General features: G+C 62.0%; 10 protein-coding genes. 2 read left to right on the plus strand and 8 right to left on the minus strand.

Translation table 11 applies throughout. The features are described 5' to 3' along the window. The first annotated feature begins 345 nt into the window (after positions 1–345). Complete coding sequence (locus ACZ5M5_RS24625; RefSeq protein WP_464738111.1) at positions 346–1,428, plus strand: scabin-related ADP-ribosyltransferase; 1,083 nt, start codon at positions 346–348, stop codon at positions 1,426–1,428. A 377-nt stretch (positions 1,429–1,805) separates the two neighbouring features. On the opposite strand, the gene ACZ5M5_RS24630 is transcribed toward ACZ5M5_RS24625, so the two are convergent. Both ACZ5M5_RS24630 and purL read right to left on the minus strand, forming a co-directional pair. Continuing rightward, positions 1,806–2,117, minus strand: coding sequence for a YqfO family protein (locus ACZ5M5_RS24630; protein ID WP_060740816.1), 312 nt, complete (start codon positions 2,115–2,117; stop codon positions 1,806–1,808). 4 nt (positions 2,118–2,121) lie between these two features. Next, on the minus strand, positions 2,122–6,018 hold the full coding sequence (purL, locus tag ACZ5M5_RS24635) for a phosphoribosylformylglycinamidine synthase (protein WP_103310706.1): 3,897 nt from the start codon (positions 6,016–6,018) through the stop codon (positions 2,122–2,124). A 288-nt stretch (positions 6,019–6,306) separates the two neighbouring features. Between purL and mltF the strand changes: the two genes are divergently transcribed. Continuing rightward, a complete protein-coding gene (gene mltF / locus ACZ5M5_RS24640) occupies positions 6,307–7,767 on the plus strand; it encodes a membrane-bound lytic murein transglycosylase MltF (protein ID WP_081015374.1) in 1,461 nt (486 codons plus the stop codon). Between the two features lie 104 nt (positions 7,768–7,871). Here the strand turns inward: mltF and pdxJ are convergent, their stop codons facing one another. The 6 genes from pdxJ to lepA form a co-directional block, all read right to left on the minus strand. After that, entirely contained in the window at positions 7,872–8,615 is a 744-nt protein-coding gene (gene pdxJ, locus ACZ5M5_RS24645; RefSeq protein WP_464738112.1) for a pyridoxine 5'-phosphate synthase, read from the minus strand. 49 nt (positions 8,616–8,664) lie between these two features. Next, the gene (gene recO / locus ACZ5M5_RS24650; protein WP_060740812.1) at positions 8,665–9,354 is read right to left on the minus strand and encodes a DNA repair protein RecO; all 690 of its coding nucleotides are present in this window, start codon (positions 9,352–9,354) and stop codon (positions 8,665–8,667) included. A 203-nt stretch (positions 9,355–9,557) separates the two neighbouring features. Then, positions 9,558–10,460 carry a GTPase Era gene (gene era, locus ACZ5M5_RS24655; protein ID WP_003205264.1) on the minus strand — a complete coding sequence of 301 codons (903 nt, stop codon included), beginning with the start codon at positions 10,458–10,460 and terminating at the stop codon, positions 9,558–9,560. Continuing rightward, positions 10,453–11,142, minus strand: coding sequence for a ribonuclease III (gene rnc / locus ACZ5M5_RS24660; RefSeq protein ID WP_060740811.1), 690 nt, complete (start codon positions 11,140–11,142; stop codon positions 10,453–10,455). Before rnc ends, era begins: the two co-directional genes overlap by 8 nt. Positions 11,143–11,326: 184 nt before the next feature. After that, positions 11,327–12,181, minus strand: coding sequence for a signal peptidase I (lepB, locus tag ACZ5M5_RS24665; protein WP_060740810.1), 855 nt, complete (start codon positions 12,179–12,181; stop codon positions 11,327–11,329). Between the two features lie 5 nt (positions 12,182–12,186). Beyond that, positions 12,187–13,986, minus strand: coding sequence for a translation elongation factor 4 (gene lepA / locus ACZ5M5_RS24670; RefSeq protein ID WP_060740809.1), 1,800 nt, complete (start codon positions 13,984–13,986; stop codon positions 12,187–12,189). Between the last annotated feature and the right edge of the window lie 68 nt (positions 13,987–14,054).

The raw sequence follows: 14,054 nt of genomic DNA on the forward strand, positions 1-14,054 counted from the left end.
CGAAAAGTTATCTAGCGCGAACCCTCGACAAAACCCTCGATTAAAGGTCATCGACCAAGAGCCAGCAACTGTCAGAAATAACAGGTAACGGATAATTCCGACCAGTAACAGCCAACAAACACATGCTGATATTCGCGGTCGCTTCCAACTGAGATGCTTGTTACAAAATAAGATCTTACAGCCCAGCACAGTCATCTATTCTCACTCTCACGCAGTGAACCGAGGCACACCCCAGCGTTGCCTTGGCACTGAGCAATCGATAATTAAACTGTCAATTCGAAGAATAGGTCGTAATGAAGTATGTGATTCGATTGGCATCCTCGTTTCAGGAGAGGTGTCCACATCATGAGTAGAAGCAGCGGTTTTATACGGGCGGCGACTGTCGCCATGGTATTGGCAGGCACCTGGCAAGCGAACCCCAATGCGTGGGCAACGACCCAGGACTCGGCGCGGAAGGATGAACCTTGGTACCAGGCCTGGCTCCAGGTCACGGCGGATCCCAGCGTGGATATCCGCAAGACCCAACCCTTATTGCGCTGGCGGACCGACCTGGACACGCTCTATCGGGGAGACACCACCAATCAAGGCCTCGAGGCCTTCCAGGACGGCTTGCTGCCCAAATCCGTGACCTTCCCCGAGGACACATGGATGTACAACTGGTTCAAGCACGGGGCCGGGGCCCAGCGCTCGGTCTACAGCAGTACCACGCGCAGCCAGCGTATCGCCCAGAGCTTCGCCAACGAATGGGTATTCGAATTCAAGGCCCCCCATGGCATCGACCAACAGGAATCGGGGGGACCTATTATCGGCGAGGAAGAGATCAGCTACCCCGGCGGGGTCAAAGGGCACTTTATCAAGCAGGCCTGCAAGAAAACCGACCTGGCCGATTGCATCGCCAACCCGGACTATCGCGAACCCTCCGGTCACGAGACGATGCTGGAAGTCGCAGCGACGCCCATCGATTGGAGCAAGATCACCCCGCCAGAAGGCCTGGCCTGGGTGACGAACAAGGAATCACTCTGGGCGGTGGGTTCCTCGAGGATCAACCCAGTGCAAGGAGCGGACGCACTTGCCCGTGGGTTACGGGCAAAAAACTCGCAACCACCGGTCTTGCGCTGGGCGAGCAGCCCGGAGTCTCCTTCCATTCAATCGGTCGTCGTGGCGTTTCGTGACTATAGCGACGCCAAGATCTGGGCGGTCACGGAAGCGGCAGACGGCGGCTGGGTGTATGAGGTCAGGCCCAACAGTGTGGCGGTGGATCTGTCAGGGGAGAATACCGGCAACCGTCCAGGCGCCTTCGCATTCATTGGCGGCATCAAGGGCGGGCTATTGATGAATGCTCGCCGGTTCGAGAAAGGCGTGGGTGAACCGGTCGAGTGCATCGGCATTGAAAAAGAAGCTTGCCGCCTCGAGAACCGGCATCAGTAGACAGACCAGGACGATCCCGTGTGGGAGCGGGCTTGCTCGCGAAGAGGCCAGTACATCCAACATCAATGCAAGCTGACCCGACGCCTTCGCGGGCAAGCCCGCTCCCACAGTTGATTGGCGTCGAGCACATATTTCGGGCCCACTGGAGGTCCCATGTGGGAGTGAGCTTGCTCGCGATGACGGCGGCACATCCACCGTTTATGTAAGCTGACCTACCGCTATCGCGAGCAAGCTCGCTCCCACAGGGTGGATTGTGCCAAGCGCAGGTTCTGGGATCACTGGACCTGCTTGCGCTGGCGGGCATGGTTTTGCCATTCACCCGGGCAATAAAAAACCGCTGGTTCAATCAGCGGTTTTTCATTTCAGCGAACCGAGGATCAGAAATCCTCCAACCGCCACACTTCATACGCTGGCGTCTCGTAGGGATGGCTTTGTTTCAGCGCCTTCACCACCCCACGAATCAGCTCATCGGCAACGACAAGCTCTACCTTCCACTCCTCGACCTGCTCGACCTGCCCCGCCTCGCCAATGAACGGCTGGCTGCCGTCCAACGGGCGAAACTGGCCCAGGCCCAACACTTGCCAGGCACAGTGGTCATAGCCGCCGATTCGCCCGCCACCGGCAGCGAATACGGCGCTTTTGACCTCGTCCACGTGACTGGCCGGGACGAAGAAGCAGAGCTTGTACACCGTCTCAGTTCACCCAGACGCGGGCGTTACGGAACATGCGCATCCAGGGCGCGTCTTCGTTCCAGTCGTCCGAACGCCACGAGTTCTGCACCGCGCGGAACACCCGCTCCGGGTGCGGCATCATGATCGTGACACGGCCGTCGCGGCTGGTCAGGCCGGTGATCCCGCGCGGCGAGCCGTTCGGGTTGGCCGGGTAGGTTTCGGTGACCTTGCCGTGGTTGTCGACAAAACGCAGCGACACGCAACCGGACAGGTCGGCTTCGAGCAGGGCTTCTTCGCTTTCGAACTCCGCATGGCCTTCGCCGTGGGCGATGGCGATCGGCATGCGCGAACCGGCCATGCCCTGCAGGAAGATCGAGTTCGACTCCTGGACCTGGACCATCGCCACGCGCGCTTCGAACTGCTCGGAACGGTTACGCACGAAGTGCGGCCAGAATTCGCTGCCCGGGATCAGCTCGTGCAGGTTGGACATCATCTGGCAACCGTTGCACACGCCGAGGGTGAAGCTGTCGTTACGCTCGAAGAAACCTTGGAACGCGTCGCGGGCGCGGCTGTTGAACAGCGCCGACTTGGCCCAGCCTTCACCGGCACCGAGCACGTCGCCGTAGGAGAAACCGCCGCAGGCGACCATGCCCTTGAAGTCGTTCAGGTCGACACGACCGGCCAGGATGTCGCTCATGTGCACGTCGATCGCGTTGAAACCGGCGCGGTCGAACGCTGCCGCCATCTCCACCTGGCCATTGACGCCCTGCTCGCGCAGGACCGCCACTTGTGGGCGAATGCCTTTCTTGATGTAGGGCGCGGCCACGTCGAGGTTGACGTCGTAGCTGAGCTTGGCGCTCAGGCCCGGGTTGTCTTCTTCCAGCAGCGCGTCGAACTCCTGCTCGGCACACTCGGCGTTGTCGCGCAGGCGCTGGATCTGGTAGCTGGTTTCAGCCCACTGACGCTGCAACAGACTGCGCTGGCCTTCGAAGACGGTGTCGCCATTGAAAGTGATGTTGATGTGGGCGTTGTTGATCGGCTGGCCGATCACCGAGACGCAATCGGCCAGGCCGGCGGCGCTGAACTGGGCGAGGATGTCCGGGGTGGCGTCCTGGCGAACCTGGATCACCGCACCCAGTTCTTCGTTGAACAGGATGGCCGGGATTTCAGCCGTGGACTCGGCCACGCTGTCGAGGGTCAGGCTCAGGCCACAGTGACCGGCGAAGGCCATTTCCACCACGGTGGTCAGCAAACCACCGTCGGAACGGTCGTGGTAGGCCAGCAGGTGACCGTCGGCGTTGAGGCCCTGGATGACGGCGAAGAACGCCTTCAGGTCTTCGGCATCGTCGACGTCCGGCGCTTGCGAACCGAGCTTGCCATGCACCTGGGCCAGGATCGAGGCGCCCATGCGGTTCTGGCCACGGCCCAGGTCGATCAGGATCAGGTCGGTGGTGCCCTTGTCCATGCGCAGTTGCGGGGTCAGGGTCTGGCGGATGTCGGTGACCGGGGCGAAACCGGTCACGATCAGCGACAGCGGCGAGGTCACGCTCTTGTCCACGCCTTCGTCGTTCCAGCGCGTGGCCATGGACATGGAGTCCTTGCCCACCGGAATGGTGATGCCCAGCTCCGGGCACAGCTCCATGCCGACAGCCTTGACGGTGTCGTACAGGCGGGCATCTTCACCCGGGTGACCGGCGGCGGACATCCAGTTGGCCGACAGCTTGATGTCGGAAATCTTGCCGATACGCGAAGCCGCGATGTTGGTCAGGGTCTCGCCGATCGCCATGCGGCCCGAGGCCGGGGCATCCAGCAGCGCCAGCGGCGTGCGCTCGCCCATCGCCATGGCTTCGCCGGTGTAGACGTCGAAGCTGGTGGCGGTCACGGCCACGTCGGCCACCGGCACCTGCCATGGGCCGACCATCTGGTCACGGGCCACGAGGCCGGTGATGGTGCGGTCGCCGATGGTGATCAGGAAGCTCTTGCTCGCCACGGCCGGGTGATGCAGCACGCGCTCGATGGACTCGGCGAGGTCGAGGGTCGACGGATCGAAATCATCGCCCAGCTCCGCTTCGCGAACCGCCGAACGGTGCATGCGCGGGGCCTTGCCCAGCAGCACTTCCAGCGGCATGTCCACCGGGCTGTTGCCGAAGTGGCTGTCGGTCACGGTCAGTTGCGGCTCGGCGGTGGCTTCACCCACTACCGCGAACGGGCAGCGCTCGCGCTCGCAGATGGCCTGGAAGCGTTCGAAGTCGGCCGGGCCGACCGCCAGGACGTAACGTTCCTGGGATTCGTTGCTCCAGATTTCGTGCGGGGCCATGCCCGGCTCGTCGTTCGGAATGTTGCGCAGTTCGAAACGGCCACCGCGGCCGCCGTCGTTGACCAGTTCCGGGAAGGCGTTGGACAGGCCGCCCGCGCCGACGTCGTGGATGAAGCTGATGGGGTTGTGTTCACCCAACTGCCAGCAACGGTCGATGACTTCCTGGCAACGGCGTTCCATTTCCGGGTTTTCCCGCTGGACCGAGGCGAAGTCCAGGTCGGCCGAGCTGGTGCCGGTGGCCATGGAGGAAGCCGCGCCGCCACCCAGGCCGATCAGCATGGCCGGGCCGCCGAGGACGATCAGCTTGGAGCCGACCAGGATCTCGCCTTTTTGTACGTGTTCGGCGCGGATGTTGCCCATGCCGCCCGCGAGCATGATCGGCTTGTGGTAACCACGGACTTCCTCACCACGGGGGGTGGTGATGGACTGTTCGAAGGTACGGAAGTAGCCGGTCAGGGCCGGACGGCCGAATTCGTTGTTGAACGCCGCGCCCCCCAGGGGACCTTCGATCATGATGTCGAGGGCGTTGACGATACGCTCAGGCTTGCCGTAGGGCTTTTCCCACGGCTGTTCGAAGCCCGGGATCTGCAGGTTCGACACGGTGAAGCCGGTCAGGCCGGCCTTGGGCTTGGCACCGCGCCCGGTGGCGCCTTCGTCGCGGATCTCGCCACCGGAACCGGTGGACGCGCCCGGGAACGGCGCAATGGCGGTCGGGTGGTTGTGGGTCTCGACCTTCATCAGGATGTGCACCGGCTCCTGGACCGCACCGTACTGGCGGGTCTCGGGGTTCGGGTAGAAGCGACCGGCAACGTTGCCGACGATCACCGCCGCGTTGTCCTTGTAGGCCGACAGCACACCTTCGTTATGCATCTGATAGGTGTTCTTGATCATGCCGAACAGGCTTTTTTCCTGGCTCTGGCCGTCAATGTCCCAACTGGCGTTGAAGATCTTGTGGCGGCAGTGCTCGGAGTTGGCCTGGGCGAACATCATCAGTTCGATGTCGTGCGGGTTGCGCTTCAAGCCCTGGAAGGCGTTGACCAGGTAATCGATCTCGTCTTCGGCCAGGGCCAGGCCCAGTTCGGCGTTGGCGTTTTCCAGTGCGGCACGGCCGCCGCCCAGTACGTCGATGGCCGTCAGCGGCTTGGGCTCGGCGTGGCTGAACAGACCGGCGGCCTGCTCCAGGTTGCCCAGCACGACCTGGGTCATGCGGTCATGCAGGCCTTCGGCGATCAACCGGGCCTCGGCCTCGCTGAACTCACCGGCGACATAAAAGGCAATGCCGCGCTCCAGGCGCTGGACCTTCGTCAGGCCGCAATTGCGGGCGATGTCGCTGGCCTTGCTCGACCATGGCGAAATGGTGCCGAAACGCGGCAGCACCAGGAACAGGCGACCGGCCGGCTCCTGGACAGGAACACTGGGGCCGTACTTCAGAAGGCGCGCGAGCACCTGCTGTTCGTCGCCGGTCAAACCGCCGGTGACTTCGGCGAAGTGAGCGAATTCAGCATACAAGCCACTGACAGCCGGAACCTTTTGGCTCAGTTGCTCAAGGAGTTTGCTGTGGCGAAAGGCAGAAAGGGCAGGAGCGCCGCGCAGGATCAACATCTTCGGGACAGCCTCGGGAAGGGGGTGTGCTTTGAGGCCGTGCATTCTAGCCTAAACCGCCGGCAACGGCACCCGAAACGGCACGCACGGTGCTGGCCGAATGTCGGTCTTTACGCGTACGGAGGTATTGAGCCCTCGTGCCAAGGTTCGCGCAGAGATATTTTTCAGCGGTGCAAAGCCCGCCACACCCCGGCGGGCCGGTGTTGCGGACATGTTTTGCAACCGCTAGCAGACTGGCCTTTTGCTGTCGAGATATGGCGGTAGGGGCCGTTTGCGTATACTGCGCAGATGTTTTCCCCAACGGCTTTGCGTCCGCGATATGCCAGATGGCTGATCGCAACCGGACTCTTCCTGGTGCTCAGTGGTTGTGTTGAGAAACCCAACACACTGGAGCGCGTAAAGGAGGATGGCGTGCTGCGGGTGGTTACCCGAAACAGCCCCGCCACCTACTTTGAGGATCGTAACGGTGAAACCGGCTTCGAATACGAGCTGGTGAAGCGCTTCGCCGACGATTTGGGGGTGGAACTGAAGATCGAGACCGCCGACAACCTTGACGACCTGTTCAACCAGATCGGCAAACCCAACGGTCCGGTATTGGCGGCCGCAGGCCTGGTCAGCAGCGAACAGCGCAAGAAGCAGGTGCGGTTTTCCCACGCCTACCTGGAAGTCACCCCGCAGGTCATCTACCGCAATGGCCAGTCACGCCCCACCGACGCGGCCGCCCTGGCGGGCAAGAAGATCATGGTGCTCAAGGGCAGCAGCCACGCCGAACAGCTGGCGCAGCTGAAACAGCAATACCCCGGCATCGAATACGAAGAGTCCGACGCGGTTGAAGTGGTCGACCTGCTGCGCATGGTCGACGAGGGCCAGATCGACCTCACCCTGGTGGACTCCAACGAAGTGGCGATGAATCAGGTCTACTTCCCCAACGTGCGCGTGGCCTTCGACCTCGGCGATGCCCGCAACCAGAGCTGGGCGGTGGCCCCTGGTGAAGACAACAGCCTGCTCAACGAGATCAACAGCTACCTCGACAAGGTGCAGAAGAACGGCACGCTGCAACGCCTCAAGGACCGCTACTACGGCCACGTCGATGTCCTCGGCTACATGGGCGCCACCACGTTCGCCCAGCATCTGCAACAACGCCTGCCCAAATACGAGCAGCACTTCAAGGCCTACGCCAAGCAGGAAAAAGTCGATTGGCGCCTGCTGGCCGCGATCGGCTACCAGGAATCACTGTGGCAACCGGCGGTCACGTCCAAGACCGGCGTGCGCGGCCTGATGATGCTGACCCAGAACACCGCCCAGGCCATGGGCGTGTCCAACCGCCTGGACCCAAAGCAAAGCATCATGGGCGGCGCCAAGTACCTGGCCTACATGAAGGACCAACTGGACGAAAGCATCCAGGAGCCCGACCGCACCTGGTTCGCCCTGGCTGCCTATAACGTCGGCAGCGGCCACCTGGACGACGCCCGCAAACTGGCGGCCAAGGAAGGTCTGAACCCGGACAAGTGGCTGGATGTGAAGAAGATCCTGCCGCGCCTGTCCCAGAAGCAGTGGTACAGCAAGACCCGCTACGGCTACGCCCGGGGCGGCGAGCCCGTGCATTTCGTGGCGAACATCCGTCGCTACTACGACATCCTGACCTGGGTGACGCAGCCGCAGCTCGAAGGCGACCAGGTGGCCGAGGGCAACCTGCACGTGCCGGGTGTGGACAAGAGCAAGCCGAACCAGGAATCCCCGCAGCTCTGACAGCTGTACACAACCCTTAATGTGGGAGCGGGCCTGCGGGAGCTAGCCTGTGGAAGCAGATCTGTGGGAGCAAAGCTTGCTCCCACAGGGGATGGTGGCTGCGGTCAGGACTTGGCGGCAGCCAGGATCAGCGCTTTCATTTCCGCCACCGCCGACTTGAACCCGACGAACAACGCATGGGCCACCAGCGCGTGGCCGATGTTCAGCTCGTTGATGCCCTTGATGGCCGCGATGGCTTCAACGTTGTGGTAGTGCAGGCCATGGCCGGCGTTGACGATCAAGCCCTGGGCCAGGCCAAAGGCGACGCCATCGGCGACCCGCTGCAGCTCGTCGGCCACCTCGGTGGGGGTTTCGGCATCGGCGTAACGACCGGTGTGCAGTTCGATGGCCGGGGCGCCGACCCGCTTGGACGCTTCGATCTGCCGTTCGTCGGCATCGATGAACAGCGACACCTCGGCGCCGATCTTCGACAAGCGCTCCACCGCCAGGCTGATCCGCGATTCCTGCCCCGCTACGTCGAGGCCGCCTTCGGTGGTCAGTTCCTGGCGCGTCTCCGGCACCAGGCAGATGTGCGCCGGGCGGATGAGCTCAGCGAACGCCATCATTTCCTCGGTCACGCCCATTTCGAAGTTCATGCGGGTTTGCAGCACGTCCTTGAGCAGCAGCACGTCGCGCTCCTGGATGTGGCGACGGTCTTCACGCAGGTGCACGGTGATGCCGTCGGCACCCGCCTCTTCCGCGTCCAGCGCGGCCTTGACCGGATCCGGGTAGCGCGTACCGCGGGCCTGGCGCAGGGTGGCGACATGGTCGATGTTCACGCCGAGAAGAATGCGATTGCTGGTGCTCACAAAAAGGCTCCTGAAGGGACAGATAGTCGGCCCACAGCATACGGGTTGATCAGGGCTTGCGAAACAGCTCGCGACTGACCAGGGGCCGACCGCCCAAATGCACGGCCAAGGCTTGGCGCATCAGGCGCTTGGCCGCCGACAAGGCGCCCGGCGCGCTCCAGTCGGCCTCGGCCATGGCCAGCAGCTCGGCGCCGTTGAACAGCCCCGGTTGCAGCAGGTAGACCCGCTCCAGGCCAGCATCCACTTGCAAACGGTAGAGGCCGTCGGCGGCGATGGGCTCACCGTGCAGGTCGGTGCTCAAGGCGAAGCCATAGCCCAGGTCATCCAGCAGGCGCCATTCGAACGACCGCAGCAGCGGTTCCAGCGGACGGCCTTCGGCCAGGGCCAGCAGCGTGGCGGCGTAGTGGTCGAAGACGGCCGGGTGAGGATCTTCGGCGGGCAGCAGGCGGATCAGCAGTTCATTGAGGTACAAGCCGCTGAACAACGCCTCGCCGTTGAGCCAGGCGGCGACGCCGTTGCTTTCCATGCGCCCGACGTTCTTCAACTCGCCCCGCCCGCGAAATTCGACTTCCAGCGGCACGAACGGCCGCGCCAGCGTCCCCGCCTTGCCCCGCGCCCCCCGCAACACCGCCCGCAGCCGCCCCTGGGGCGTGAGGAAGTCCACCAGGGCGCTGCTTTCGCGGTAGGCGCGGCTGTGGAGGACGTAGGCGGATTGGCCGGTGGGTTGGGTTGGGGGCATCAGGGGCCTGAATATCAGAAGATATCGACTATGGAAGAAAGCTTCGTGGCGAGGGAGCTTGCTCCCGCTGGGCTGCGAAGCAGCCCCAGGTTCAACGACTTCGTTCAGTCAGACACACCGCATTGCCTGATTTTACGACTGCTTCGCAGCCGAGCGGGAGCAAGCTCCCTCGCCACAAAAGCCCGCCCACCATGATCCTGGGGTTACAGGTCGCCGTAACCCAACGAACGCAGCGCACGCTCGTCATCGGACCAGCCGCCCTTCACCTTGACCCACAGGTTGAGCATGATCTTGGAGTCGAACAGCAGCTCCATGTCCTTGCGCGCCTCGGTGCCGATGCGCTTGATGCGCTCGCCCTTGTCGCCAATGATGATTTTCTTCTGGCCGTCACGTTCGACGAGGATCAACGCATGGATGTGCAGGGTCTTGCCCTGTTGCTTGAACTCCTCGATCTCGACCGTGATCTGGTACGGCAGCTCGGCGCCCATCTGGCGCATGATTTTCTCGCGCACCAGCTCGGCGGCGAGGAAACGGCTGCTACGGTCGGTGATCTGGTCTTCAGGGAAGAAATGATCGTTTTCCGGCAGGTGTTCGGCAATCACCCGCTCCAGCGCGTCGAGGTTATGGCCGTGCTGGGCAGAGATCGGGATGATCTGGGCATTGGGCAACTGTTCCTGCAGCCAGGTCAGGTGCGGCATCAGTTCAGCCTTGTCTTCGATGCGATCGGTCTTGTTCAGCGCCACGATCAACGGCCCTGTCACGTACTGGACGCGTTCGAGGACCATCTGGTCTTCTTCGGTCCATTTGGTGCGGTCGACCACGAAGATCACCACGTCGACGTCTTTCAACGCCGCCGAGGCAGTCTTGTTCATGTAGCGGTTCAAGGCCTTTTCGCCACCCTTGTGCATGCCCGGGGTGTCGACGTAGATCGCCTGCACGGCGCCTTCGGTCTTGATGCCCAGCATGTTGTGGCGGGTGGTCTGGGGCTTGCGCGAGGTGATCGCCAGTTTCTGGCCCAGGATGTGGTTCAGCAACGTGGACTTGCCCACGTTCGGCCGACCGACAATGGCGACATAGCCGCAGCGGGTGACGGTTGTATCAGTCATTGCCATTCTCCACGCCCAGGGCAATCAGTGCTGCGGCGGCCGCTACCTGTTCGGCAATACGACGACTCACACCCTGACCCCGGCTTTTCTCATTCAGTAGGACAACTTCGCATTCGACGAAGAAGGTTCGGCAATGCGGCTCACCCTGGATATCCACCACTTCGTAGCGCGGCAGTTCGCAACTGCGCGATTGCAGGAATTCCTGCAAACGGGTCTTCGGATCCTTGTTGGTGTCCACCAGCGTCAGGCTGTCGATCTCGGAAGTCAGCCAGGCCAGCACGCGTTCGCGCGCCATGTCCATGCCGGAGTCCAGGTAGATCGCGCCAATCAACGCTTCCAGGGCATCGGCCAGGATCGACTCGCGACGGAAACCGCCGCTTTTCAATTCACCGGAGCCCAGGCGCAGGTATTCGCCCAGGTCGAAACCACGGGCCAGTACGGCCAGGGTCTCACCTTTTACCAACCGCGCGCGCAAACGCGACAACTGGCCTTCGCGGGCCAGCGGGAAGCGCTCGAACAGCGCCTCGCCGGCCACGAAGTTGAGGATGGCATCACCGAGGAATTCCAGGCGCTCGTTGTTGCGCCCGGCAAAACTGCGGTGAGTGAGGGCCAGGAGCATCAGGTCCGGGTCCTTGAAGGTGTAGCCGAGCTGACGCTCGAGACGGCTTAGAGAAACGCTCACGGTTTACCCACGCTGAGTTCGTGGCTGGATTCCACCGCCACGGTGGCAAGGCACCGTTGGCTTGGGACAATTAACGCTGTGTTCAAAAATGACGTCCTGACTATCGTTGGCTTCATGCCTCCGGGCAACCTTGTGCAGGCTCCAGAAAAGCATTCGGCGCTGTGTTCAACAGCGCCGTGTGTGATTACTTGATCAGGCCAACCCGCGAGAAATTCGGCAGGTGGCTGAGTTTGGGTTCCGGCCAGCTCATCCAGACCGCAAAGGCCTTGCCGACGATGTTTCGGTCCGGGACCATGCCCAGCAGGTCCTTGGGAATGTTCGGATCATCCCAGTAACGGCTGTCGTTGGAGTTGTCGCGGTTGTCGCCCATCATGAAATAGTGCCCCGCCGGCACGGTCCACGAACGGTCCGGCGTTGCGCGGTAGCGGCTCATTTCCTTGCGGATCAGGTGTTCGGCCTCGCCGAGTTTTTCCCGGTAGAGTTCGGCACTGCCCAGCGTACCCGGCTCGGAGCCGAGCAATTGTTCGGCCACTGATTCGCCATTGACGAACAGACGCTTGTCGGCGGTGTAGCGGATCGTGTCGCCCGGCAAGCCGACCACGCGCTTGATGTAGTTGACGTTCGGGTCGCTCGGGAAGCGGAACACCATGACATCACCGCGCTGCGGGTCACCCACCTCGATGACTTTCTTGTCGATCACCGGCAGGCGGATCCCGTAGGAGAACTTGTTCACCAGAATGAAATCGCCCACGTCCAGGGTCGGCTTCATCGAGCCGGACGGGATCTGGAACGGTTCCACCAGGAACGAGCGCAGCACCAGCACGATGAACAGCACCGGAAAGAACGACTTGCCGTATTCGACCAGCAGCGGTTCCTTGTTGAGCTTTTCGACCACCACGCCATCAGGCTGGCTGACGCTGCCCTGATAAGAGGCGATGGCCGCCCGGCGCCGAGGCGCCAGGAACAACAGATCAAGCAACGCCAACAGGCCGCAGACAAACACGGCGATAACCAGCAACAGCGGGAAATTTAGCGACATAGGACCTAACTATCCAACCTGAGCACCGCAAGGAAGGCTTCCTGTGGAATTTCCACGTTACCGACCTGCTTCATGCGTTTTTTACCGGCCTTCTGCTTTTCCAACAGCTTGCGCTTACGGCTGACGTCGCCGCCGTAGCATTTGGCCAATACGTTCTTTCTGAGCGCCTTGACGGTTGTACGCGCCACAATCTGCCCGCCAATGGCGGCCTGGATTGCCACATCGAACATCTGCCGCGGAATCAGTTCCTTCATCTTCTCGGTCAATGCACGACCTTTGTAGTGCGCGTTGTCACGGTGCACGATCAATGCCAGGGCATCGACTTTCTCACCGTTGATCAGCACATCCAGTTTCACCAGATTAGCCGATTGGTAACGATCGAAATGATAGTCCAGCGAAGCATAGCCGCGACTGGTGGATTTGAGGCGGTCGAAGAAGTCCAGCACCACTTCGTTCATCGGCAGGTCGTAGGTCACCTGGACCTGCGTGCCGAGGAACAGCATGTCGTGTTGCACACCGCGTTTCTCGATGCACAGGGTAATGACGTTACCCAGGTGCTCCTGAGGCACAAGGATGTTGGCCCGCACGATCGGCTCGCGCATGTCTTCGATGGCCGACAGGTCCGGCAGCTTGGACGGGTTGTCGACGTAGAGGGTTTCGCCGTTCTTGAGCAGCAGCTCGAAGATTACCGTCGGTGCCGTGGTGATCAGGTCCAGGTCGTACTCGCGCTCCAGGCGCTCCTGGATGATTTCCATGTGCAGCATGCCCAGGAACCCGCAGCGGAAGCCGAAGCCCAGGGCGTCGGAGCTTTCCGGAGTGTATTGCAGGGACGAGTCGTTCAGGGTCAGCTTTTGCAGGGCTTCGCGGAAATCCTCGAAGTCGTCGGAACTGACCGGGAACAGGCCGGCATAGACCTGCGGCTGGATGCGCTTGAAACCGGGCAGCACATCGACGTCGGGGGTGGAGCTCAAGGTCAGGGTGTCGCCGACCGGCGCCCCGTGGATGTCCTTGATGCCCGCGATGATGAAGCCCACTTCACCGGCCTTCAGGTCGACGGTGGCGGTATGTTTCGGGTTGAAGACCCCGACGCTGTCCACCAGGTGGATCTTGCCGGTGGACTTGACCAGGATCTTGTCGCCCTTCTTCACGCGGCCATGGCGCACGCGAACCAGGGAGACTACGCCCAGGTAGTTGTCGAACCAGGAGTCGATGATCAACGCCTGCAGCGGATCCTCGATGTTGCCGGTTGGCGCGGGAATGGTGGTGACCAGGCGTTCGAGCACTTCATCCACGCCCAGGCCGGTCTTGGCGCTGCAGGTGACCGCGTCGGTGGCGTCGATGCCGATGATTTTCTCGATTTCTTCCTTCACGCGGTCCGGATCGGCCTGGGGCAGGTCGATCTTGTTCAGCACCGGCATGACTTCCAGGCCCTGCTCGATGGCCGTGTAGCAGTTGGCGACCGACTGGGCCTCGACGCCCTGGCCGGCATCGACCACCAGCAATGCACCCTCACAGGCCGCCAGCGACCGGCTGACTTCATAGGTGAAGTCGACGTGGCCCGGGGTATCGATGAAGTTCAGCTGATAGGTGACGCCGTCGCGGGCCTTGTAATAGAGGGTAACGCTGTGGGCCTTGATGGTGATCCCGCGCTCGCGCTCGAGGTCCATGGAGTCCAGGACCTGGGCTTCCATTTCACGCTCGGCCAGGCCGCCGCACATCTGGATGAAGCGATCAGCCAGCGTCGACTTGCCATGGTCAATGTGGGCGATGATGGAGAAATTGCGGATATGACTCAAATCACTCACGGATCAACACTCAAAAAGGCTGCAGGCATGGCCCGCCGAAAAATAGCCGGGAATTGTACCTGATACAC

Source organism: Pseudomonas sp. Van50, assembly GCF_055390755.1.